This window comes from Pseudobutyrivibrio sp. (assembly GCF_017471675.1).
Lineage (GTDB): Bacteria > Bacillota > Clostridia > Lachnospirales > Lachnospiraceae > Pseudobutyrivibrio.
Map to the genome: position 1 here is coordinate 1 of NZ_JAFUSK010000065.1, position 26,946 is coordinate 26,946.

General features: G+C 40.0%; 13 protein-coding genes and 1 pseudogene. 11 read left to right on the plus strand and 3 right to left on the minus strand.

The features are described from left to right. Positions 1 to 246: 246 nt before the first annotated feature. The gene (treP, locus tag IJ535_RS10235) at positions 247 to 2,118 is read left to right on the plus strand and encodes a PTS system trehalose-specific EIIBC component (protein ID WP_294302222.1); all 1,872 of its coding nucleotides are present in this window, start codon (positions 247 to 249) and stop codon (positions 2,116 to 2,118) included. Further along, positions 2,119 to 3,774, plus strand: coding sequence for an alpha,alpha-phosphotrehalase (gene treC, locus IJ535_RS10240; RefSeq protein ID WP_294302226.1), 1,656 nt, complete (start codon positions 2,119 to 2,121; stop codon positions 3,772 to 3,774). Positions 3,775 to 3,838: 64 nt separating this feature from the next. Here treC and IJ535_RS10245 read toward each other — a convergent pair whose 3' ends face one another. Beyond that, positions 3,839 to 4,654: a hypothetical protein gene (locus IJ535_RS10245; protein WP_294302228.1), complete on the minus strand. Its 816-nt coding sequence runs from the start codon at positions 4,652 to 4,654 to the stop codon at positions 3,839 to 3,841. A 69-nt stretch (positions 4,655 to 4,723) separates the two neighbouring features. Continuing rightward, complete coding sequence (locus IJ535_RS10250; protein WP_294302231.1) at positions 4,724 to 5,581, minus strand: patatin-like phospholipase family protein; 858 nt, start codon at positions 5,579 to 5,581, stop codon at positions 4,724 to 4,726. Between the two features lie 381 nt (positions 5,582 to 5,962). On the opposite strand from IJ535_RS10250, the pseudogene clpB reads away from it, so the two are divergent. The 3 genes and pseudogenes from clpB to IJ535_RS10265 all read left to right on the plus strand — a co-directional run bounded on the left by clpB (position 5,963) and on the right by IJ535_RS10265 (position 10,542). Continuing rightward, positions 5,963 to 8,545, plus strand: a pseudogene (clpB, locus tag IJ535_RS14190) (ATP-dependent chaperone ClpB). 124 nt (positions 8,546 to 8,669) lie between these two features. Further along, a complete protein-coding gene (locus IJ535_RS10260) occupies positions 8,670 to 9,449 on the plus strand; it encodes a LysM peptidoglycan-binding domain-containing protein (RefSeq protein WP_294302232.1) in 780 nt (259 codons plus the stop codon). A gap of 154 nt (positions 9,450 to 9,603) precedes the next feature. Next, on the plus strand, positions 9,604 to 10,542 hold the full coding sequence (locus tag IJ535_RS10265) for a phosphatase PAP2 family protein (RefSeq protein ID WP_294302236.1): 939 nt from the start codon (positions 9,604 to 9,606) through the stop codon (positions 10,540 to 10,542). 51 nt (positions 10,543 to 10,593) lie between these two features. Here IJ535_RS10265 and IJ535_RS10270 read toward each other — a convergent pair whose 3' ends face one another. Continuing rightward, positions 10,594 to 12,627: a hypothetical protein gene (locus IJ535_RS10270; RefSeq protein WP_294302238.1), complete on the minus strand. Its 2,034-nt coding sequence runs from the start codon at positions 12,625 to 12,627 to the stop codon at positions 10,594 to 10,596. A gap of 267 nt (positions 12,628 to 12,894) precedes the next feature. Here IJ535_RS10270 and IJ535_RS10275 point away from each other — a divergent pair, with 267 nt between their 5' ends. The 6 genes from IJ535_RS10275 to IJ535_RS10300 all read left to right on the plus strand — a co-directional run. Then, the gene (locus tag IJ535_RS10275; RefSeq protein ID WP_294302241.1) at positions 12,895 to 14,943 is read left to right on the plus strand and encodes an endo-1,4-beta-xylanase; all 2,049 of its coding nucleotides are present in this window, start codon (positions 12,895 to 12,897) and stop codon (positions 14,941 to 14,943) included. Between the two features lie 81 nt (positions 14,944 to 15,024). Further along, positions 15,025 to 17,379, plus strand: coding sequence for a family 43 glycosylhydrolase (locus IJ535_RS10280; protein ID WP_294302244.1), 2,355 nt, complete (start codon positions 15,025 to 15,027; stop codon positions 17,377 to 17,379). Positions 17,380 to 17,475: 96 nt separating this feature from the next. Beyond that, positions 17,476 to 18,495, plus strand: a complete 1,020-nt coding sequence (locus IJ535_RS10285; RefSeq protein WP_294302247.1) for a LacI family DNA-binding transcriptional regulator — start codon at positions 17,476 to 17,478, stop codon at positions 18,493 to 18,495. 162 nt (positions 18,496 to 18,657) lie between these two features. Continuing rightward, on the plus strand, positions 18,658 to 22,212 hold the full coding sequence (locus IJ535_RS10290) for a carboxypeptidase regulatory-like domain-containing protein (RefSeq protein ID WP_294302250.1): 3,555 nt from the start codon (positions 18,658 to 18,660) through the stop codon (positions 22,210 to 22,212). Between the two features lie 775 nt (positions 22,213 to 22,987). Beyond that, a complete protein-coding gene (locus IJ535_RS10295; RefSeq protein WP_294302252.1) occupies positions 22,988 to 25,066 on the plus strand; it encodes a hypothetical protein in 2,079 nt (692 codons plus the stop codon). A 57-nt stretch (positions 25,067 to 25,123) separates the two neighbouring features. Next, on the plus strand, positions 25,124 to 26,946 hold a 1,823-nt coding region (locus IJ535_RS10300), incomplete at its 3' end, for a LamG-like jellyroll fold domain-containing protein (RefSeq protein ID WP_294302255.1).

A 26,946-nucleotide genomic window follows, 5' to 3' on the forward strand; every position in this document is an offset into this window, starting at 1 on the left:
GTAGTGGTTAGCATAGGTATATTATATACCGGATTTGGGTCACAGCCATAGGTCTGTGGCTCATTTTTTTAATAAAAGAGGAGTGAAATCCGAAGATTTCACTCCTTACCTTTTAGGGGAGTTTTTTAACAGCCCCTTTTTTTTAAAAAAAGTATTGACCTGTTTAAACAGCTATGGTATATATAATGCATGACCTGTTTAAACAGGTGTGGTTAATAGTTTTGACGAAGGATAAAGGAGATTGTCATGGGAAAGTTTACCGAACAAAGCAAGCAACTACTTGAGCTTGTAGGGGGCAAGGCAAACATTGCAGCTGTGTCACATTGTGTTACACGAATGAGATTCGTGCTTAATGACCCAGCTAAGGCAGATGTTAGTGGTATTGAAAAAATTAAAGGGGTAAAAGGAACTTTTACTCAAGCGGGTCAGTTCCAGGTTATTATCGGACAGGAAGTGCAGGAGTTCTATAATGACTTCACAGCTGTTTCAGGCCTTGAAGGAGTTTCAAAGGAACAGGTAAAAAAGCAGGCTAAGCAGAATCAGAATATATTGCAGCAGATTATGGCATCTATCGCTGAAATATTTGCTCCAATCATTCCAGCACTTGTTGTTGGGGGTTTGATTCTTGGCTTTAGAAATGTTATTGGTGAAATCGATTTTGGAAATGGCACTATCGTTTCGCAGTCACAGTTTTGGGCAGGTGTTCATAGCTTCTTATGGCTTATAGGTGAGGCTATTTTCCACATGCTACCTGTTGGTATTTGCTGGTCTATCACCAAGAAGATGGGTACAACTCAAATCCTTGGTATCGTCCTTGGATGTACATTAGTATCAGGTCAGCTTCTTAATGCTTATGGTGTTGCAGGTGCAGCAGCTGATGCTATTCCAAAGTGGGATTTTGGTTTCACACAGGTAAATATGATTGGTTATCAGGCACAGGTAATTCCAGCAATCTTAGCAGGTTTCTGCCTGGTATTTTTAGAGAAGTTCTTCAATAAGATTTGTCCAAAGGTAATATCTATGATTGTAGTTCCATTCTTCTCATTGGTACTTGCAGTTATGGCTTCACATTTTATCTTAGGACCTATCGGTTGGAAGATTGGTTCATGGATTTCAGCAGGCGTTCACGCTGGTCTTACAAGCACAGTTAACTGGTTGTTTGCAGGTGTATTTGGTCTTTTCTATGCACCACTTGTAATCACAGGATTACACCACATGACTAACGCAATCGATACTCAGCTTGTTGCTGATTTTGGTGGAACTATTCTTTGGCCAATGATTGCACTTTCAAATATTGCACAAGGTTCTGCAGTACTTGGAATGATTTTCCTTCAGAAGAAGAATGTTAAGACACAGGAAGTATCAATTCCTGCATGTATCTCATGCTACCTTGGTGTAACAGAGCCAGCTATGTTTGGTGTTAACCTTAAGTACGGGTTCCCATTCTTCAGCGCTATGATTGGTTCTTGCATCGCAGCAGTTATTTCAGTAGGTTCAGGCGTTATGGCCAACTCAATCGGTGTTGGCGGTATCCCTGGAATCCTATCAATCCAGACTAGATACATGGGTATTTTCGCACTTGCAATGGTTGTTGCCATCGCAGTACCATTTGTTCTTACTGTTATTGTTGGAAAGAAGAAGCTTACTCCAGAAGATATCTATGGTGAGGTAGAAGAGTGTGATACAGTAGATACTGCTTCTACAGAAACAGTAGTGGCGCATCCAGTTGTAAATGGAATCGATTTAACACAGGTTGTTGCCGGTGATGTAGTAGCTCTTGAGAATGTTCAGGACGAAGTTTTTTCAAAGAAGCTAATGGGTGATGGAATTGGCATCACACCAAAAGATGAAACAGTTTATGCACCTTGTGATGGTATAGTTACTGTGACAATGGATGATAGCAAGCATGCTATTGGAATCAAGGCAGCTAACGGTTCAGATGTTCTTATCCACGTAGGTATTGATACAGTACAGATGGGTGGAAAGGGCTTTGAATATTTAGTAGAAAAAGGCCAGACAGTTAAGGCTGGTGATAAGCTAATGCAGTTTAGCAAAAAGGAGATTAAGGACGCAGGAAAGTTAGATACAGTTGTATGCGTCGTGCTTGGAGGCAATTAAATGTCAGATTTTAAGGATAAAGTAGTTTATCAAATATATCCTAGATCTTTTTATGATACAAATGAAGATGGTATCGGCGACCTTAGGGGGGTTAAGGAAAAGCTGGATTATCTCAAGGATTTAGGTGTAGATTACATTTGGCTCACTCCATTTTTCGTATCTCCACAAAGGGATAACGGGTATGATATTGCAGATTATATAAATATCGACCCTAGATTTGGAACCATGGCTGATTTTGATGAATTATCGAAGGAAGCTAATAAACGTGGCATCGGCCTGATGCTTGACATGGTTTTTAATCATACATCTACCGAGCATGAATGGTTTCAAAAGGCTTTGGCTGGAGATAAGGAGTATCAGGATTATTACATGTTTGTAGAAGGAGATGAAAATACTCCTCCTACAAACTGGGTTTCAAAATTTGGTGGAAGTGCATGGGAATATGTACCTGATTTGAAGAAGTGGTATTTGCATCTTTTTGATGTAACTCAGGCCGATTTAAATTGGGAGAATCCTAAGGTTCGTGAGGAGCTAAAAAGCATCATCAGATTCTGGAAGGATAAGGGAGTAAGCGGATTTAGGTTTGATGTTATCAATCTTATTTCCAAGCCAGATGAATTAGAAAATGATTATGAAGGCGACGGCAGAAGGTTCTATACAGATGGAAAGCGTGTACATCAGTATCTTAAGGAACTGGTGAAAGACACGGGAATAGAAGATATGATTACAGTAGGTGAAATGTCTTCAACCACCATTGATAATTGTGTTAAGTATTCTAATCCAGCTGAAAAAGAACTTTCTATGGTCTTTAGTTTTCATCATTTGAAGGTAGACTACAAAAATGGCAACAAGTGGGAGCTTATGCCATACGATAAATCTGCATTAAAGACGCTGTTTAAAGAATGGCAGGAGCAGATGTGTGAAAAAGGTGGTTGGAATGCAGTATTCTGGACCAATCATGATCAGCCTCGTACTATTTCAAGATTTGGTAATGAGGATAAATATTGGAAGGAATCTGGCAAACTGTTTGCGGGAATTATTCATCTGATGCGTGGAACCCCTTATATCTATCAGGGGGAAGAAATTGGTATGTTGAACACTCATTTTACTGATATTAATCAGTACAAGGATGTGGAAAGCTTAAATTACTATAAGATTTTGTTAGCCAAGGGAAAAACAAAAGAGGAAGCTATTCATATTATTAATGAGCGCTCACGTGATAATTGCCGCACACCAATGCAGTGGGACTCTAGTGCAAATGCAGGTTTTTCAAAGGGACAGCCTTGGATTGAGGTGCCTTCCTTTGGCAAGGCTATCACAGTGGAATCCCAGCTTGATGACGAAGATTCTATCTTGTCATTCTATAAAAAATTAATCAGACTTCGCAAGGAAAACAAGATTGTATCTGAAGGTTCCATAAGATTTATCACAGATGTTCCAGAGGATGTTATCTGTTATGAACGTGTCCTTTTAGACAAGCATTTGATTGTGATAGGAAATCTATCTGAAAGCCAGTTAGAAATGAAGCTTGCGCCTTCTCTTCAAAATAAGATTTCTGATACACAGGTAATTCTTGATAACTATAATGAAGATGCATTAGTTGAAGGCGATAGATTGGTTTTAAGACCATACGAATTTATTGTGCTTTCGAATTAATCTACTATGGAAGGATGTAAATAAGAAAGGTCCCATGGCATTTGCCAAGGGACCTCTTATTTAATTAAGACCAAATTCCAATTTCTTCAGCTACCCCATTTTTAATAATGATATTTAGACCAAGTCCTGAGCCCATGCACTGCTCAATGTAGTCGTTGAACTCTGTAGCGCTCATGTACTGTGGCTCGCCTTCGCCGCCACCTGCTAAGAACTTTGTGTTACCATCGATGGCGATGTTGTAAACATTATTCTCAAAATTATCAAGCTTTGTGAAACCATCATCAGCGATTTTGCTAAATGATGCATCTACAGCTACATGATCAGACTCTAGCATAAAGCTTGTTGCGTATTCTTTGGCATATTCAGCTGGCTCATTGCTTAATGTTGTGTAGTACACGCCATCTTCTAAATCTGAAGTACCCTGAACTGCAACATCAGCATTATCCTTGCGGAAGCCTTCGTATTCTGTACCATTTTCCAAATCAGCCCATGAACTTGATTCTACTTTAAGTGTATATGCTTCATCATCTGTCTTGCTAAATGAAAGTGTCATAGGGCTGCCACTTGGGTCGATTGTGTAAAAAGCTACTCCATTTTCAAATGGCATTACCTGTCCTTCATCCATATTTGCAAGGCCGTAAATAGTTACGCTCATAGCGTAGCTGTCGCCATCTTTGCTGATAGTAACCTCGCCTGTTTCTTCGTTTACGTAATCGCCTATGTATTCATCTAAGTTGATTGCGCTTTCAGCCTTTTCTGTTGTCTTGTTTTCTTCAGCCTTCTGTGTTGTAGCTTCTGCATTATTTACAGCCTCTTCCTTGTTTCCGCAAGCTGTTGCAGTAAGCGCAAGTGCACATAGAACTACTAATAATTTTTTCATATAGATCTCCTTTGTGTCCTTTAATTTTGCAACAGTAATTCTAGCACTCTGAGTTTTATATTCAATAGACTAAGCTAAGTATTTCTTTAAATCATCTAATCGTTCTATGGCTATGCGACGACCCTTGTCATACACTCGTTGCAGCTCATCAGGGTTCTTTTCAGTGGCCCCGATGTGAAGTGGAGCATCTGGGCGGATGACAAAGACATCACCAGCTGCTTCCTTAGATTTAATATATGACTTTTGGCTGTTGTACATGTCATGGCGGCCAGCCATTGTAGCTATCATCTTAGGATATTTGCTTAGCATAAGCTTAATCAATCCCATGTATTTCTGAGGCTTTTTCACATAGTCAGCTGGCTGAGTTTCGATTACAAGTATCTTGTCGCAGCCCTGAGACTCCATAAACTTAAGCGGAATGGAATCTGACATACCACCATCAAGATATACGCCACCGTCAATCTCCACTGGGCGTGAAACCACAGGCATAGATGCTGATGCTCTAATCCAGCTGATATCAGCGCCTTCCGGAGTGGTATCGTAATTATCGCATTTGTGGTACACGGCCTGGCCGGTTTTAATATCTGTTGCTACACAATAGAAGTCCATAGGATTGCTATAAAATGTATCCACATCCCATATATCTAATTCATAAGGAAGAGTGCCGTAGCAAAATGGCACATTGTATATATCTCCTGTTGTTATCAGTGATTTGATGCTGGCATATCGTTTATCATTACAATATTTTTTGTTGTATCTAAGTGGTCTGCCAATCTGTTTTGATTTAATATTAAGTCCAAATGTAGCGCCAGCAGATACACCTACCGCATTATCAAATTCAATTCCATTTTCCATGAGAACATCGATTACTCCGCAGGTAAACATGCCTCTCATGGCACCACCTTCCATAACTAGTCCTTTTTTCATAAGCATTTCCTTTTCTCTAACATTTTTTAACAGTATAGTACATATTTTAGCTTTCAGTAAACATGTAGTATCACTGTTCACATTGTAATTTAGATGTATGTGGTAAAGAAGTAAGTGAATATTCTAAAAAAACTTTTTCACTTAACAATTTTAAGACAAGACATGGGGAATCCAGGAAATAGCTCACAGGCCAAATAAATCGTGGCATAGCAGCTAGAGATTTTGTAATTATTAAATAAATATAAATTATTAGCACTCACACTTGTCGAGTGCTAATTTTTGTGTTAAAACATAATCAGTAGATGAGAAACCCTCATCAGTCAGCTAAAGCTGACAGCTTCTCCCAGAGGGAGAAGCCTTCGGTGGGAGAAAGGAGATATTATGAACATCCAGAAATTTACACAGAAATCAATTGAAGCAATCAATGCCTGTGAGAAGATAGCTATGGATTATGGCAATCAGGAGATAGAGCAGGAGCATTTGTTGATGGCACTGCTTCGTCAGGAGAACGGATTGATTCCTTCATTGATTAGCAAGATGAATATAGATGTGGCTCAGTTTACAAATGCTGTAGATGCAGCGCTGCAGGCTAGAGTCAAGGTTCAGGGAGGTGACCTTAGAATAGGCCAGCATTTAAATTATGTGCTTACCTACGCTGAGGATGAGGCCAAGTCAATGCGAGATAGCTACGTTTCAGTAGAGCATCTGATGCTTGCCATGATTAAAAAGCCTAGCACTCCTGTTAAGAACATTTTCAAGAGCTTTGGCATTACAAGAGACGCATTCCTTGCAGTGCTTGCAACAGTCAGAGGTAACCAAACCGTAAATACGGATAATCCAGAGGCTACCTACGACACACTTGAAAAATATGGTTACGACCTGGTTGAAAGAGCTAGAGAAAACAAGCTTGACCCAGTTATTGGCCGTGATGAGGAAATCAGAAATGTAATCAGAATCCTTAGCCGTAAGACCAAGAACAACCCAGTGCTTATTGGTGAGCCAGGTGTTGGTAAAACAGCGGTAGTAGAGGGCTTGGCACAGCGTATCGTGCGAGGAGATGTGCCAGATGCACTTAAGAATAAAAAGGTATTCTCACTTGAGATTGGTTCCATGATTGCAGGTGCTAAATATCAGGGTGAATTTGAGGAAAGATTAAAGGCAGTCCTTGATGAAATTAAAAATTCTGACGGCGAAATCATCCTCTTCATCGATGAGCTTCACACCATCATCGGCGCTGGTAAGAATGGCAACGGTGGACTTGACGCAGGCAACATGCTAAAGCCAATGCTTGCCCGCGGTGAGCTTCACTGTATCGGTGCAACAACACTTGATGAATACAGAGAATACATCGAAAAGGATGCCGCATTAGAGAGACGTTTCCAGCCTGTTATGGTAGACGAGCCAACAGTTGAAGATACTATCTCTATTCTACGTGGACTTAAGGAACGCTACGAAGTATTCCACGGCGTAAAGATTACAGATGGCGCTTTAGTATCAGCTGCCACTCTTTCAAATAGATACATCTCAGACAGATTCCTTCCAGATAAGGCCATCGACCTTGTGGATGAAGCATGTGCACTGATTAAGACAGAGCTTGATTCAATGCCAGCAGAGCTAGATGAGATGAACAGATGAGTAATGCAGTTAGAGATTGAGGAGGCTGCTCTTAAGAAGGAAACTGACAAGCTCTCTCAGGATAGACTTGCAGACCTTCAGAAAGAACTGTCTGAATTAAGAGATGAGTACAACACCAAAAAGGCTGCTTGGGATAATGAAAAGAAGCTGGTTGAAGATGTTGCAAAGGTCAAGGAAGAGCTTGATGATGTTCAGGGTCAGATAAAGATTGCACAGCAAAAGTATGACCTTGAGGAGGCAGCAAAGCTTCAGTATGGCAGACTTCCAGAGCTTCAAAGCAAGCTTGCAGCAGCAGAAGAAAAGCTTAAAGCCAGGGATGCAAACCTTGTTCATGAAAATGTATCAGAGGATGAAATCGCAAGAATCATTTCAAGATGGACAGGCATTCCTGTTGCAAAACTTAACGAAAGTGAACGCAGCAAGACACTTCACCTAGATGAGGAATTACACAAGCGTGTAATGGGACAGGATGATGCAGTAAAGCTTGTATCAGAAGCTATCATCCGTTCAAAGGCAGGCATCAAAGATCCTACAAAGCCAATTGGTTCATTCCTATTCTTAGGACCAACTGGTGTAGGTAAGACAGAGCTTGCTAAGACACTTGCACAGGCACTATTCGATGATGAAAATGCAATGGTTCGTCTTGATATGTCCGAGTACATGGAAAAGTTTAGCGTGTCTAGACTTATCGGAGCGCCTCCAGGATATGTAGGATATGATGAGGGCGGTCAGCTTACAGAGGCAGTAAGACGTAAGCCATATTCGGTAGTACTTTTTGATGAGGTTGAAAAGGCTCATCCAGATGTATTTAACGTACTGCTTCAGGTTCTTGATGATGGACGAATCACCGATTCTCAGGGACGTACAGTGGATTTCAAAAACACAATTATAATCATGACAAGTAACCTTGGCTCTCAGTATTTACTAGAAGGTATTGATGAGAACACAGGTGAAATCACTCACGCGACAAATGAGCTAGTCATGACTGAGCTAAGAAATTCCTTCCGTCCAGAGTTCTTAAACAGACTAGATGAAATCATTATGTTCAAGCCTCTTACAAAGGCTAACATAGGTGGAATCGTAGATTTGATTATGCAGGAATTAAACGACAGACTTGCTGATAGACAGCTTCACATAGAACTTACTCCTGCAGCAAAGCAGTTTGTAATCGACCAGGGCTATGACCCAGTATACGGTGCCCGTCCACTTAGAAGATATATTCAAAAGAATGTTGAGACAATGGCAGCCAAGATAATCTTAGGTGGTGATATAGGTGAAGGCACTACAATTACAATTGATAGTGATGGCAGTGGTTTAACCGCCAGATAAAACGAAATCCCGTGGGACTTCCACGGGATTTTTTTGCGTTCATAGGAAGATAGCATATCACGATTATTTAACATTTCTTTTGTAGAATGACACTGTATATGATGTATAGGAGGTAAAAATTGATATGAAAAAAACATTAAACAGAATTGTTACCTTAGTATTTACATTTGCGTTGGTGTTATCTATGAAAGGAATGGCACTGGCGGCACAGAGCCAATATGTGCATAATCCTATGGATAATCCAAAGGCTGCCAAGGATATTGTTGTAAACGATAATGCTGTATATGGATTTTCACCTAGTCCTGAATCTGAAAGATTAAAGGAGTACGCCTCTTATGATTGGACCGATAAGGCTACTGTAGATGCTATGAGAGCTCAAAGAGAAGAATATCATGCAAGTATTCAGGAGCTTTATCAAATAATGATTTCTATGAAACAAGCTGGAAAATCAACAGAAGAAATTGCCAGAGTGGTTAGTGCTAAAAGAAATGAAATCCGACTCGCATCTTACAAGGATGACCCGGAAGGCTTGGCAAAGGTGAAGAAAAGTAATTTGGAGACTTATGGAAATGAAAATGGTGGTACAGCAGAATTTTTCTATGCTAAATATGGTTCTTGGGAAACTGTAATAGAAAAATCAATTTCTGCAAATCCAGGGGCTGATGCCTGCCTTGGATTATATGACAAATATTACGATACATATATGATTTCTGGTGCACAGCCTGCTACAGATATCTATGTGGTGCAGCCAGGCGACTATCTAAGCAAGATTGCAAAGGATGTGCTTGGCAATCAGTATCTGTGGAGACAGATATATGAGAATAATAAGAATGTGATATCTGACCCTAATGTGATTCGACCTGGACAGCAGTTAGATTTGAAAAATATCAAGCCAGCTGCGTAATTGGTACATTAAAGATGATTGCAGACTCCCGCAGGTGTTTGGATAAAATGTTGCAATATAGACACTTTGTGAAACTTTGGTGAAAAACTAGAAAACTGTTAATCAATGAAGTATCATCTAAGTGGATTTAAAATATATTAGACAGGAGGGAGTTATGCAATTGGATATTCAATATTTATTGTTATTGCAGGATTTGCGAAATGCCACAGGAGGCGTATTTGATGAGTTTTTCAATGCCCTTTCAAAGATAGCTGTGGACGTTATGCCAATGCTTCCATTTATGGTTTACTGGTGTGTAAACAAGAAATGGGGTTACAGATTCTTGGCATGGTACAATGGTGGTGAGCTATTAAATGGCGTTATTAAATTAACAGCCTGTGCCTACAGACCATGGATTAGATCAGATTTGATAGAACCGGCAGGAGATTCCAAGGTGGCGGCCACCGGTTATTCGTTCCCTAGTGGGCATACCACCAATGCCACTATCCATTATGGAGGAGCAGCAGTGTGGCAGTGGAACAAGAGAAGATGGGTGTCAGTGATATGTATTGTAATGCTGGTGCTTACCGCATTTTCTAGAAACTTCTTAGGAGTTCATACACCACAGGATGTTGCAGTTGGATTTGGTGCAACAGCAATATTGATGTTCATCATATCAAAGGTTCAGGACAAGCTGGAAGGAAAAGAAAAAGCTAAGGATATATTAACTGTATGTGGCGTACTTCTTGTAATTGCGGTGCTTGTTTACATTCAGGTTAAGCCTTATCCTATGGATTATGTGGATGGAGAGCTTCTTGTAGATCCAGTGAAGATGATGAAGGATACCTTTAAGTCAGCAGGTATGTTCTTAGGATTTGTAGTAGGTTCTTACATTGAAAGGCATAATGTTAAATATGAAATACCGGAAGGTTCTAAGAATCTTCCAATGCTTGGATTTATCGGTGTTGTAATTGTTCTATCCTGGAAGGAATTTATGGGTGCAGCAATATTTGCCGGAATGCTTGGCGCTAATTGGGGTAATTTCGTAGCTAGATTTTTAATGATGTTATTTGCAGTGGCAATTTATCCAGCATTAATTAAAAAGTGGAAATAGTCAATAAAAAGGAAGCGCTCATTCAGGGGCGCTTCCTTTTGACTCTAAAAGTTAATTATCATTATCCTCAGGTTCACTAACCATATTATCATTATTCGTATATACGATACCTGGATACGACAAACCTCCCTGGTCATAGGTGTCTATTTCAGCCACAGTGGATGGTTCAAAATCATTGTTATCAGTAATTATGTAATGTGTCTGAGCTGGCATGTTAGAAGGTAATTTATCATCCAACGGTAAAGGTGAACGCTTCTCGGTGTCGAAAGGAAGAAGCATGGAACCGTTTGCCAAAGTTTCTTCCCCACCATTTTCCTCAGTAAGCTTTTTGGACACATCATTTAGATAATTAAGGAAGTCTACACAAAAATCTACAGAACCATCATTTTCAGTTAAAAATGCATTTTGAAAACCAGCTGTGTTTGCATATTGGCCTTCTGAGATTTCATTTACTATAGTATCTAATGTTTTACCATTATGTAGCTCATAAAGTATTGAATCAAAACCGAAGCGTATAGCTTGGGAATCAAATTCATTGGTATTATCGTTTAGCACAGAGCTATAGGTTGATACATGACCACTATCTACCGCAAGCTTTGAAAGATACATGCATGCAAGATAGCCGGTGACATATCTACTGGTTGTATTCCTGGTTTCATGATCATAATCAGGTTTAGTTGTACTGATACTAGCACCACCATAATCCTCATCGTCAAAGTTAGCGTAAAATGAAAGGAGTAATTCTTTAGTGTAAGTATCATTAACAACCTGATTTCCAGCTTCATCAGTGTAGGTTCTCATTGCTTGAAAATGCCTTTGTCTATATTCATAGACGTTTTCTACAGATGATGCACTACCTTCTATAAACCATAGTGGAAACATGTTATCTTTCTTTGTCAGGTTATCATAAGGCACTGTTCCTTCCATTCCAACCCTGGTATAGTCGTTCATGAAAGCGTGCATAAGTTCATGTACCAGTGTATTGTTTAAATTATGAAGTTGACTATTATCAAAGACTATTTTGTCAGTATATTTATCATAATCATACAGAGTTCCAGTATTTACGCCTATGAAATAAGAATATGCAGAGTTATTATTTTTATCGTATGTGGAATCAACATAAGCTAATACATCTTCTGTGTCCTTTTCTTTATCAATTTGGCGACGTTCGTCATAAATGTATAAACCAATTTTTCTGCCTAGTTCATCTCTTCCAGTAGTATTAGCTGCTATCGAATATGATGGGAAAGATTCCATAAGCAGATTTACAGCCTGTGGTTCTATAACATTTCTTATAAGGTTAGTAAACCAGCTTAGGTTTTCTTTACCAAGTAGCTCAATTGCTCCTGCGCTACAATGGATTTCTACTAAATCCTTATCAGGTGTAGGAGAAGGTGAAGGGGTTGGATTAGGAGAAGGTGCAGGTGTAGCATTATTTGAAGGTGCAGCAGGAGTAGCCTGACCTTGCCCACCGTTATTTGTACTACCTGAACTAACCGGCGCAGCTGCCGTATCACTTAGATTGTAGGCTGTGAAAAGCGCAGCCTCTACATCAGGAGTGGTAAATGTTTCTCCAACAAAATCAACTATAGAGCTAGTGGTGATAAATGTGATTTTGGTGGAAGGATTTGAAACAGAAAGGAAGCTCGCATCCTTATACAAGGTAGTCAGAAATTCTGGCATCTTGATAGAGAAATTGGTACTTCCATCATCTCCTGTTAGTACTACGTTTTCAGGAACATAGAAGGCGAATACTGGAGCATAGCTTATGCCTCTTAAACAGGTGGTTGCTACACACCCCTTTTCATCAATCCAAATAACAGGAATGTCCCATTGATATCCTTCATTGGTTTGTATAGTTGCTATATTATCAAAAGGCTTATTAAAGGCAGGGGCATCAAAGTTAGTAAGGTAAGGTCCTGTTAATGTCCTTTTTCCTGTAGTTTTATCTGTAGATGAATCTTTTACGATTTCAACATCTGATGCCTGGGCATTTGATACAAATGAGAAAATGCTTGTAAAAGCAAATAAGAACACAAAAGCTGTGCTAAATAGTTTAAAAAAATAATTCTTAAATCGTTCCATAACAATCACCATAACCTTTTTTAACTGTAATTTATAACGTGAATTTATTATACGTCATAAAGAAGAAAATTTTGTGAATCCAAAAATATCCCAAGAAATCCGTAGTATTTTTGTGCATTATGCAACAATTTCGTAATTTTAGCGAAATATAGCAAGAATTAGAAGTTAAAAAGCAACAATTAGAAAATACTAAAACTAAATTTAAGTTAAAATGTTTTTGGCTTGAGGGGAGATGAGTTAAATCATTTTTTAAGGGAGAAATGTAAGATGAAAAGGAAAGTATTTAAGAGCTTAATGAGCAAGCTCTTGGTAGTTGCTTGCGCCCTTACAATGTGCGTATCAACTCCATCGCTCACTGCTCAGGCGGCAGAAACAACTCTTCTGAATACATATGGTTCCTCATATGGTTATTCAGGAACATGTATCAATTTGTATCAGCTTCGTGATGCAAATCAGCTGGCATTTTTAAAGAAGCATTACAACAGTATTACACTGGAAAACGAGATGAAGCCAGATGCTTTGTTGGGAGGTTCAGCTAGACTTATCTCTGTTTCACAGGCTAAGAATCAGGGCTACTATATTCCTGATAATTATCGTGAGTCTTATGTTCCACAGATTAACTTCAGTACAGTAGATGAAGTTATGAAAATCTGTTACAACAATGGTCTTAAGATGAGAGCTCATACATTAGTATGGCATTCACAGACACCTTCATGGTTCTTCAGAAGTAACTATGCTGGATACGGAGGTTTCGTAAATCAGCAGGTTATGGATGCACGTCTTGAGATGTATGTAAAGACAGTTATGAACCACGTATATTTAAACCAGTATGGTAGCGTTGTTTATGCATGGGATGTTGCAAACGAAATCCTTCATGCAGAAAACTCAGGCTGGGAAGCAGTTTATGGAAATAACAAGGTAAATGCAACTTATGTAAAGAAGGCATTTAACTATGCTTATCAGACACTTGAGTATTTCAAGCTTCAGGATTCTGTAAAGCTTTTCTACAATGATTACAACACATACATGGAAGTTAATGATGTTATCAAGCTTGTTAATTACATCAACCAGGGCAAGAAGGTTTGTGCAGGTGTAGGTATGCAGTCTCACCTTGGAACAAATTTCCCATCAGTTGATTATTACACAAACGCACTTAACTCATTCCTCCGTGCAGGCTTTGAAGTTCAGATTACAGAGCTTGATATTTCTAACAAGGGTGATTATGACATGGCTAACTATGCATACAACCTTTTCAAGAATATCAATAAGGCGAAGAAGAACGGCGGCAAGATTACAGGCGTTACATGGTGGGGACTTTCAGACAAGACAACATGGGTTAAGAATCAGGCTCCATTGTTGTTCTCAGTTCCTGGCTCACCAAAGCAGTCATACAACAAGGTTATCCAGGCATACACAGAGGTACTTGGACAGCCATCTAATCCACAGCCACAGCCAACTAATCCACAGCCTACACAGCCAAGTGGTCAGAATGTAAACAACAATTCTACAGCAAATATTGCAAATGGTTGGTACTACCTTAAGAATACAAATTCTCAGAAGTACCTTACAGTTGCTGATGACAAGGCTGCAGCAGCTACAAATGTAGTAATCAGCAAGGGCACAGGTGTGCAGGGACAGAAGTGGTATGTTGAAAACAAGGGAAATGGATATATCACACTTAAGTCTGGTCTTGGCGAATTTATGCTTGATGTTGCAAACGGTGCAGATGAAGATGGTGCAAACCTTCAGATTTACACTGCTTACGGACATGATGCACAGCAGTTCATCGTTAAGAATACAAAGAAGAGTGGCGTATACACTATCGGTACAAAGGTTTCTAACGCTGTAAGATATGTGGACGTTTACGAACATAAGAAGACAGATGGTTCAAATGTATGTCAGTGGTTATACTATGGCAACCCTAACCAGGAGTGGATTTTCGAGCCAGTGAACAACCAGTCAGCTTCACAGTCACAGATCAATCCACAGCCACAGAGCAAACCACAACCAGCAGAACAGCCAGCAGCTACAGGTCTTAAGGCAGAAGCTTCTATCAATAGCTGGGGCGGCGGTTACACTGCTAGCATCAAGATTTCTAACAACACAGGTAAAACTGTAAATGGTTGGACACTTAAGCTTAAGAAGAGCGAAGTAAAGATGGATTCAAGCTGGAATGTTAACGTTAAGGAGTCAGGTGAATACTACGTTATCACACCAGTTGATTGGAATTCTTCAATCGCTGATGGTGGAAACGTAGAGTTCGGATTCAATGGTTCTGGAAACGTTTCAAGCAACCTTTACATGGATGTTCAGTAATATATTTGTCAGGTAACTAATAACTAAACTAACATCCCCCTCAAGCCATTTTGTTAATAACAATGATTACGAGGGATTTTTATGAATAAATATATTAAAAGAATGTTAGGGCTAGCATTATCTGCAGCCCTATTTGTAAGCCTTCCTGTAGATGTAGACGCTGCTACAGTAATAAATGGAAGCTATGTTAAGGGGGATAACGAAAACAATCCTCTGGTAACACAAAGCTACGGTGCAGACCCTGGTGTTATGGTATACAACGACACAGTTTATATCTATACCACCAACGACAGCGAAGAGTTTGCAGGTAACAACGAAAACACCTACGGCAAGATTAATCAGCTTAACTGCTATTCATCTAAGGATTTAGTTAACTGGACTGACCATGGTGCATTTAATATTGCAGGCAGAAATGGTGCAGCAAAGTGGGCTAACAACTCATGGGCACCAACAGTTTGCTGGAAGAGAATTAATGGTAAGGATAAATTCTTCCTTTATTTTGCAAACAATGCAAGCTCAATCGGCGTATTAACAGCTGATAGCCCTACAGGTCCATGGCGTGATCCAATAGGCAGAGCTTTCATTACAAAATCAACACCTAACTGTAATGTAGAATGGCTCTTCGACCCAGCTGTCCTTGTAGATAGCGATGGAACAGGCTACCTTTACTTTGGTGGTGGCGTTCCAAGAGGACAGGAGGCTCATCCTAGAACAGCACGTGTTATTAAGCTTGGTAACGACATGATTAGTACTGTTGGCACAGCAGCTATGCTTGATGCTCCTTATCTTTTTGAGGATTCAGGAATCAATAAGATTGGTAACACATATTACTATTCATATTGCTCAAACTGGAACTGCCGTAATGGTTTCAGAAACGCAACAATCCAGGTAATGACAAGCCGTAACCCAATGGGACCTTTCACACACCAGGGTGAGATTATGGCAAACCCAGGCTCTTCATTCAGAGGCTCTGATGGAAACAACCATCATCAGATTTTTGAATTCAAGGGTCAGTACTACATGGCATATCATACACACACTGTTGAGAGCCAGGTAGTAAAAAGAAACCTTGGATATAGAACAACTCACATTGATAGGGTTAATGTTTCAAACGGAAGAATTAATACAATCAAGCAGACATTAAATGGTGTTCCTATGAACCCATCTGTTAACCCATACGATTGGGTACAGGCAGAGACAATGTTCACTCAGGCTGGCATCCAGGTACGTGGTAACGGCGATGGAAGCGCTTGGGTATCTGATATCAACAATGGTGATTTCACAAAGACAAAGGGTGTTAAGTTTACAAAGGGCGTTTCAGCTATCACTGCAACTGTTCAGAGTAACGGAAATGGAAGCATTGAAGTAAGAGAGGGCTCTCAGAACGGAACACTTCTTGGAACAATAAATGTATCTGCAACAAATGGTTCATTCAAGGATTTCACAGCAAATGTAAAGAATGTAACAGGTACAAAGGACATCTGCCTTGTATTCCGCGGAAGCTTTGCATTTGATAGATGGAAGGCAACAGATGCTAATGGCAGCACCGTAACTGACGAGCCACAGCCTACACAGCCAAGTGGTCAAAACGTAAATACGAATTCAACAGCAAGCATTGCTAATGGATGGTATTATCTTAAGAATACAAATTCCCAGAAGTATCTTACAGTTACTGATGACAAAGCAGCACCAGCTACTAATGTAATCATCAGCACAGGTACAGGTGTACAGGGCCAGAAATGGTATGTAGAAAATGTAGGAAATGGCTATATCACTCTTAAGTCTGGCCTTGGTAACTACATGCTTGATGTTGCCAATGGAGCAGATGAAGATGGTGCTAATCTTCAGATTTACACAGCTTATGGACATGATGCACAGCAGTTCATCGTTAAGAATACAAAGAAGAGCGGTGTATACACTATCGGTACAAAGGTATCTAATGCTGTCAGATATGTGGATGTATATGAGCATAAAAAGGCAGATGGCACAAACGTATGCCAGTGGTTATACTATGGAAATCCTAACCAAGAGTGGATTTTTGAACCTGTAGGAGGTCAGTCACAGGATTCAAAGCCTTCATCACAGCCATCTAATCCACAGCCTACTAACCCAGAGCCTTCACAGCCAGCAGAGCAGCCATCGGCTGACACAGGCCTTAAGGCAGAAGCTTCTATCAACAGCTGGGGCGGTGGCTACACAGCTAGCATCAAGATTTCTAACAATACAGGTAAGACTGTAAATGGTTGGAAGCTTTTGCTTAAGAAGAGCGAAGTAAAGATGGATTCAAGCTGGAATGTTAACGTTAAGGAGTCAGGCGAATACTATGTAATCACACCAGTTGATTGGAACTCTTCAATCGCAAATGGTGGAAACGTAGAGTTTGGCTTTAATGGTTCTGGAAGCGTTTCAAGCAACCTTTACATGGATGTACAGTAGCTAATTTTCATTTCACAAGTCACTCTGGGATTTCCGGAGTGACTTTTTTTATCTAAAATGCTACAATTTTACTAAAATTATTAAACGGGGGAATTTATGGCCACATTAAAAGAAATATCAGAGGCAACAGGCTTTTCTATTACAACAGTATCCAGGGTGCTTAGCGAGGACGAGACCTTTAGTGTAGCGGAATCTACTAGAAGCGCCATCTTTGAAGCTGCCCAGAAGGTTAATTATAAAAGCCCTAGCAAACGTGTGGAAAGGAATCGCCAGGTTCAGAAATCATTTAAAGTGGGAATTGTTGAAATGGAATATGAGATGGATCATTTCAAGGATTCCTACTACATCTATATGCGAAACAGCGTGGAAAAAAGCCTTTTCGATATGAAGCTTGAGCCCATTGCATTTCGCTTTGATGAAGAGACTGGTGAGTATATAAATATTTCTGGAAATGTAGATGGGATTATTGCAATCGGTCAGTTTTCGGCAGAGCGGGTAGCAGCTATGGAAAAATGGACCAGGAATATTGTATTTATCGATTCATCCCCAGCCACTGAAAAATACACTTCAGTTGTTCCTGATTACGAGACTGGCATCAGACAGGGTGTTGGTTATCTATATGGCAAGGGACATAGAAGCATAGCCTTTACCGGTGTTAAATATACCTTGGATTCCAGAGCAGGCAAAATAATCGAAAGCCGTCGTCGCATATTTGATGATGTGGTAAAGGAATACCCTGATTTAAAGGCATGCCACATTGATACACCTAGCGGCTCCAGCGGCACCTCTGAAAGCATTCAGAAATATTTTGCAACCACCAAGGAATCAGATAGAGTTAGTGCATTTTTTACCTTTAACGAGCCTACAGCAATCGGGGTACTTCGTGCTATCGAAGCTGAGGGCTTTACGGTCCCAGATGATTTTAGTGTTTTGTCCTACAACGACACAGCACTTGCTACCATGACTAATCCTCAGCTTTCAGGAATCCACATTCCACTTCCACAGATTGCTGAGGCAGCAGTGTTCTTCCTGAATAGGTGTATGCTAAAGGAGGCGGATATGCCCCTTAAGATTATGGTTCCTACTACTATAACAGAGCGTGAAAGCGTAAAATAAAGCGAATATACATGACGTAGCCCTTACACATAATTGTGTGAGGGCATTTTTTTACCATTTTTAAGCATCAAATTTTAGTAAATATGGCTAATTGTAAAGTTTTACTAAAAGAACTAAAATTTTACTAGATTTTAATAAAACAATCATTTAGGGGGAATGATGATGGGGAAAATAAGTAAGGCGGCATCCTTTTTGTGCGCTGCTACTATGTTGGCTGGAAGTATGCCTATAATGGGTACAATGCCATCAGTGCAGGCAAAAAACGGAGAATTTCAACAAATCACCAATGACACTTTTTTCAAAGACAAGGATGGTAATTTCATCTATTCTCAAGGTGGAGGGATATTTGAGTTTGATGGAAAATACTACTGGTATGGCGTTAAATATGCCGAGGCAGTAACCTATCCTGAGACTAAGGTGTTATCTAGCGAAAATCATTTCGTAGGAATCACATGTTATTCATCAACAGATTTAGTTAACTGGACGGACGAAGGTATTATTGCTACTCCTGAGGATGTTTATAACGAGACAATCATGGAGGGACAGCAGGCTGCATGGGTAGGACGATTAGGTGTTACCAAGCTTTTAGATGGCACATACGCATTGCTTGTTCAGCATGAATGTGACGATGCTGACAATAGCATTGATAATGCCAACAGAGGAAACACTAAGGCGGAGACAGATGGTTGGAGCAAGCAGGTTTTGATTATGACTTCAGACAAGCCAAATGGTCATTTCACCTGGAACAACCGTGTAAATATGAAAAGCTATATCGGCACAACAAACACAGGTGACCAGACTGTTTTTGTTGACCCAGCTACAGGCCAGGGATATTTGCTTTATTCCTATGGAAGTGGCCGTGGCAAAATGTATTTGTCTAAGGTAGTAAAGGGCAGTGATGGCATTGTAACCTTGGATGAATCCAGAATGATATATTCAGGCGCAGGCCGTGAAGGCAACTGCATGTTTGAATATGGCGGAAAGTATTATGTGTGCGCATCTGATTTGTACGGCTGGAATGCATCCCATGGATATTATCTGGTGTTAGATAGTCTTGATGATGAGTATCTTAAATCGAGACCAGTCACCACTAATATGGAGTTGATGGATGGAGCCAGTGACGATTATTGTCACGTAAGCCAGACTGGATTTTTCTATACAGTTAGAGGCTCAAAGCAGGATACAGTAATCTTCTGCGGAGATAGGTGGTCAGATTTTGCCGACAATGGTGATGGCTACAATGTATGGTGTCCACTTTCATTTGACGAAAATGGAAAGCCATTTTTCAATTCAGTTAGCTCATGGAAATTAAACGCAGAAACAGGTGAGTGGAAGGTTTCTGGTGAAAACAATTACGTGAAAAACGGCAGCTTCGATGCAGATAGAATCACTGTAACAGACTTCGTTGGATGGAATGAAGAGATACTAGATGGAAATGGCAGTATTACAAACACTAAGGAATGTGTTACAGGAAAATATGCACTTATCATGTCAGGCCAGGGGGCTTACGAGGAACAGATTAGCCAGACGCTTCTCTCTACAAAGGATGTAGCTTTAGCTGATGGAATCTATGATTTTTCAGCAAAGCTTAAAAATACAGAGGGCTTCAGTGACCTTAGTTTATATGCTACTAGCGGGGGCGTGACATACGGACAGAAGGTACTTACAGCAAATGAAGCTTACACTGAAGTGACACTTAAGAATGTAGTTGTGGAAAATGGACAGGTTACAGTTGGTATTCATGCAAAAGGTGATGGCACAGTCCTTTATGCGGATGACCTTACCTTCAAAAAAAGTGATGTAAAGGATTACGCTACAGGAACTTTAACAGGAAAGATTTCTGGCGACAGCGCAACTGTGGGAAAGACTATTAAAGTAAAGGCAACAGATGCCACTGGTAAAACCTACGAAACAGCAGTTGAAGCCAGTGATGGTGAGGTGGAATACAAGATTAATCACATCCCTGAGGGAACCTACAGCATTGAAGCATCTGGTGATGGGGTTGCAGTTAAAATGGCTGAGACTTCCAGTGATAATACTGTTGCAACTATCAAAGCAACTAGTACCACTGGAATAGTAAAGGGACGTGTAGTAACCAAATCAGGCAAGGCCTTGGCGGGAGTTAAGGTTGCGCTTTCAGGCGAGGGCAAGGAATTTGAAGCTACCACAGATGAAAACGGTGAATATAGCTTTGATAATGTAAACCAAGGCAGCTATTCAATGAAATATTCGCTTAGTGGTTATTCACTTGCCTTAGGTGGGGAAGCTGAAACAAAGGTTGCAGCAGGATTTACCACAGTTAAATCTGATGCCATGCTGGGCAAAGAACAGGGCAAGGTAGCAGGAACAGTAAGAAACGCAAGTGGTGATGCTGTTTCAGATGTTCTTGTAATTGCTCGTCCAAATGAGGCAGATTACGGTGATAGATATGAGGCAAGAACAGATTCAGATGGTCATTTTGAGTTTGAATCATTGCCTGGTGGAGAGTATGTAATTGTTGCAACATCTACACCTGACAAGCAGTACGATTCACTTCCAACAACAGCAGGAAAGATTACAGTATCAAGCTCTAAGAGCATAGATATTAGTCTTAGATTTGGAGATGACAAGACATCTACTATCAGCAATCCTACATTTGACGGAAAATCAGTTAGTGGCTGGACAAATGGTGGAGATGCAGGTGGATGCAGAACTGGAAAGAATCAAAGTCATGGCACCTATGACCTTGCACCTTGGGCTAACAGTGATTTTAAAGTAGACACCTATCAGAAGATAGAAGGTCTTGATAATGGATACTACGTAGTATCAGGTTTTGGACATGGTGATTATGGTTCAGATGATGACCTATGCCTCTATGCTACAAATGGTGATGGCGAAACCTGCACAGATACCATTGCAAGAGGTAATGGCCCATACGAGCTATACGCTGTAAAGGCAAAGGTTACTGATGGCACTCTTACTATAGGAATTAAGGGAAATATGTCCTCAGGCAAATGGGCAAATATTGATGACTTCCATTTGGGATATTTAGGTGATGATATTTCTATAGTGGCAGAAACAGTGGAGCAGGAAAGTGAGGAATTGGATCCTGATTACATTCCTACTGAGGCGGTTTCTCCAGAAAGTATAGAAGAGATGACATTAGTAGGAACTAGCACTGCTGTTGTTAAAAAGACCAGCAAGGAAGATAACAGCAAGACTGATGGCAACACATCATCAGGTACTAAGCCTTCAGGACAAACTAGTGGTAGCAGCTCACAAAGCAGCTCTTCTTCAAATGCAGGCGCAGGCAGTGCATCTCAAAGCAGCAAGCCTGCAGGTAGTGGAAACACTGCTGGTGGGGATAAAGCAACTACTGCAAATAGTGGTGGGGCAGGAGCTTTATCAGCTGGTAGCAATGCATCAGTTAACAATACACAGGCAAGAAGAAATAATACTGCTAGAAGCAATCAGCAGGTAGCAGCTACTAATGATGTATCAGAAGATAATACAGATGTTACAGTAGAGGATTCTACAGATACAACAGTAGATGATTCCACTCTTTCAACTAATAATGATACAACAGAAATAGCAGAAGATACTGTCCCAGCAGCAGGTGAAGATACAACACTTGCAGATGATAATAAATCAAATATGGGATTTATCTTAGCTATAGTTGGTGTAGTTGCATTAGCAGGTGCAGGACTTGCCGCATTAAAATTTAAGATTTTCAGATAATCAATCTTTTTTTCATTTCTCTCTTTTATATATGGCGCAGCCACAGATGTGGCTGCGCCATTGTTATGTTGATTCCTTATTTGGTATAAACTTAATCTTAGCAGCTCCTATGCTTAACGTAAAATGAAAAAAGCTAAAATACACTTAACTATTGCAGGAATTGTTAAGCGGAATATGCTCACAGAAGAAAAGCACTTATCACCATTTTTAAAAAGTTAAGTGTTTTTGGAGAAAACCTATAATAAACGCACTTTTTCAGGGGTGACTTAAGTGGCTCAATCTTGAGATAAAAAAACACTTATATTTTTTGTAAGTGTAATTGGAGATGTGCTATATGTCACTTAACTTTCTTCTGAAATAGTAAGCTTTTTAGGAGAAAGGTCTATTTGCACTTAAGTTTTTTTTAAGAGTGATAAGTGGATTATGTAATCAAACAAATAACACTTATATTTCAAGACGATTTTTTGAAAATGTGCAAAAAATCAGCTTGTTCAACGACAAAGATTATCCATATTAAAGTATTGAGGAATAAAGCAAATATTTCTGAGATGTGCCATTATGGAGATGGACCTATTTTTTACCGATTTGGCTAAAAAACAAGAATCATAATTGTGGAATGTGACAAATCTGCATAAATGGGAAGAAAAATAATTGACAGCAATTAGCTCTAATGCTATTTTATGTAAAACGTTTCACGAAGAATCCGCAGCTGAGTAATGCGGATTAAAATTTTAACTCTGGATGAAACGTTTCACATAAAAACAGGAGGAGAAACATGTTTAAGAAAAGGTTTTTTAGGCAGGGAATAGCGTTAACACTTGCAGCGGCATTTTCCTTGTCCCAAATGTCAGTGAGCACACTGGCAGATGAGCTGGATGAGAATCAGGTTCAGAAAATATCTAACTACATTGAAAACGGTGATTTTGAGACAGGAGATTTTACCGGCTGGTCAAAAATGGATGGCACAGCTATCACTAATGACAACAATGCAGTAGGTGTTGTATCAGATGAAAAGACTTATTGGGGAAGTCGTTCAATGTACATTCATGGCAATTATTGTATGCGCGGTGAAGCTAAGGAAAACGAAAGTGGTGCAATTCGTTCCTCAAGCTTTAAGCTAGGCGGTGATGGATATATTTCCTTTATGATAGGCGCAGCTGCAACTGAAGAAAAGGGTTGTATCAAAATCTATAAGGAAACAGATGACGGTGATGAGCTTGTTAAGACATACACCAACAAAAACTGGTCTGACCCAAAGACAGGATTAACATTGATTCGTGTTTTCGATAGATTGGAAAGCAACATTGGCGATACACTTTACTTTGTAATTGAAAATGGCAGTGGCGCTGGATTTTCATTTATAAATGCTGATGACTTTAGAACATCCATGACTAGAGAAGATGTAATAGCTCTTCAGAATAGTCAGCTTAAGGATATTGCAAATATAGAGGATGAGTACAGCGATTACATTATAGGCTGCTACAAGAAAAATGGAATTATCAACGACATCGTAATCAAAAAGGATATTCCAGCTGTACTTGAAAAGTACGCAGGACTTGAGGTTGATTTCGTAGATTTAATCAAATCTGAAACAGAGATTATCGAGGAGTACACCGGCAAAAAGGTTGATATTGATGTGGTGATTAATGATATCACATTTAATGGCAAGCCTTTAACTGACACCTACAAGCAGGTTGTAAAGGAAGGCAAATATATCATCAACTACACCAGAAGCTACGATGGTAAGACTGAGGATAAAACACTTACACTTAATGTGGTAAAGGTGGATAACTCAGTGAAAACCATTGAAAATGGTGGATTTGAGACAGGTGATTTGACAGGCTGGGAAGTACTTACTCCTGATGTTTTTTCAAAGAATTCATCTGGCAAATACGAGGGCGTTATTTCTGCTAAAACATACTGGGGTGAAAAGCTTCCTTACAATCAGGGTGGTGATTATCATCTTGATGGCTGGGCTGTAACAGGTGATGAATCAGCAGGCTGGGCAATTCGCTCATCCGTATTTACGTTATCTGGAAGCGGCTGGATTTCAGTAAAGATGGGTGGTAATGCAGCATCATTTAGAGTGTACAAGCTGGATGGTACCATGATTGGAAGCTACAGACAGTCACGTTTTAATGACAGCGAGTTCCCTTATGTAGGAAAGGGTTCATGGGCTGATATGGGACGATATTTTGTTAATCTTTATGATTACATTGGTGAACCTCTTTACATTGAGCTTGCTGATAATAAGATTAACGGACCATGGGCTTTAGCCTTCTTTGATGATGTTGAGACATATTATGAAAAGGCACCAGATGTGGAAAAGGGATACGATACAGTGGTAGGACCTGTTGCAAAAAATGGTGATGCCTATGAATATGGCGATATCAAATTGCCTTGGACAAATATGACCTTTGAGCAGGATATAGTTTCACTTAGCTTTGAAGGTGAAGGCTTTGATGTAACCAACAAAGCAGGAAGCAAGCAGACTGTAGAGCTTAACAGTGTCTTCAAAAATCCTGCATATCAGGATGAACCTGTTATGCCATACAGACCAAATGGTGTAAGTGGTCATGCTCTGAACTTTGATGGTTATTCAAATTATATAGAGTTAAACGAGAGAATCGATACCAGCGCACTTACAGTAGATGCATATATTGCACCACGTGCATTCATGTGGGATGCACCTAGCAATCCTAGAGAGGACCAGATTGCACAGGTAATTGCAGGCTCTTACAACACTAGAGAGCGTGCAGGATTCCTTCTTGGAATTACAAAGCATGGTTATCTTACATATAGAATTGGCACAGGAAATCAGTGGCTTGCAATGACAAGTGATGATAGCAAGTAGGTACCACTTTACACCTGGAGTCATGTAACAGGTGTTTACAATGGCGATGCAGGTGTTATGGAGGTTTATCTAAATGGTGAGCTTGTTGGTTCTAAAAAGGTAGATAAGAATCAGATGATTGCAAGCGCAAACCTTCCAATCAGAATTGGTAAGGGCTCTGAGAGCATAATCGTAGCAGATAATCTTTTTGATGGAACAATGTTTCCAGGATTAATCGATGAGGTATCAATCACTCAGAAGGCATTGTCAGCTGATGAGATAAGAGAAAAGGCTTATGACCTTCCAGAATTAACCTACGAGCAGGCACATGCCCAGTCAGATTTTTCAAAGGATTATTACAGACCTACATTCCACGCGACACCACCAGCAAACTGGATGAACGAGCCACACTCATTGTTTAAGTACAATGGCAAATGGCATTTGTTCTACCAGTCCAACCAGAAGGGACCATACTGGCACAACATATCTTGGGGACACTGGACAAGTGATGATATGGTTTCATGGAAGTATGTTAAGGATGCTGTTGTTCCTACAGCAGGTACTATTTCACCAGATGGTGTATGGACAGGAAATGTTATTTTCAGTTCTGATGGTAAGCCTATGCTCCTTATCACAGCAGGTGATGACTCAAGACCAATCAATGGTTCAAACCAGCATGTAGGTCTTGCAAAGGCAGTTAATTATGATGACCCAGAGCTTACTGAATGGGAGATTGTAGGATTTGCAGTGGCACAGACTAGCGAGATGGGAACTCCTGGTGAGTTCAGAGATGCGCAAGCCTTTGGTATCGGAAACAAGCGCTACATGGTTGTAGGTGGAGCTGACAATGGAAGAGGCGTAGCCCACGTATTTGAAACAACAGCAAAGACAGCTGATGAGTGGGAAAAATCATGCAAGACAGGTTCCCTTAACGGTCTTAACTGGACATATAAGGGCTCGTTAATGGGCAATTATTTTGACAACCATGAATACAAATCTGAATATGGACGTGTTTGGGAGATGCCAAACCTGGTTCCACTTCAGGATAAGAAGGGCAATGCAACAGATAAGTTCTTGTTTGTATTTTCACCACAGCATGGTGATAATGACGTATGGTATTACATTGGAACATTTAATGAGAATACCTGCAAGTTCAAGCCTGACTTTGCAGATGCTAAGAGAATGGATTACGGTGATAACATCTTCACTGGCCCTACAGTATATGTTAATCCATCTGATGGAAAAACATATATCTGCTCAATTATGCAGGAGAATGCTGATGGCGAAAGTAATCGTACACCGCTTGACCACTACAAGGCAGGCTGGGCATTCTATGCTGGTCTTCCAAGACAGCTTTATCTGAAGGATAATGGAACACTTGGCATTAAGAATATTGACACATCAGCTGTAGAGGGTGATGTGATTGTAAATGCTAAGAACAAATCTATAGCAGAAATTAATGAGCTTCTAAAGGATGTAAACAGTGATACAGTAAAGGTTGATTTTAAGTTTACAAATGCTAAGGGCGAAGTAGGCTTTGAACTGAAGAAGGCTGGTGATTCCTACACAAGATTTTTCATAAATGATAGTACAGTTGGACTTGATAATAGAAGTGGAGAATATAGACATGGTGAAGCGGTTTGCGGCACAGTGTACGTTGATAAGTGTTCGATTGAAGCTTATATTGATGAAGCCATAACTGTTTCTGGCAGCAAGTTTATCAGAGGCGGTGGAATCAGAGCATTTGGAAATGATGAATTAAGAGGTGATGTTACTGTTACTCTTATGAAATCTATTAAGGAGGCTACACCATCAGGTGAGCCAGTGGTGAACCCGGATGAGCCTATAACTCCAGGGGATGAACCTAGCCCAGATGAGCCGATAGTAACACCAGGTGATGA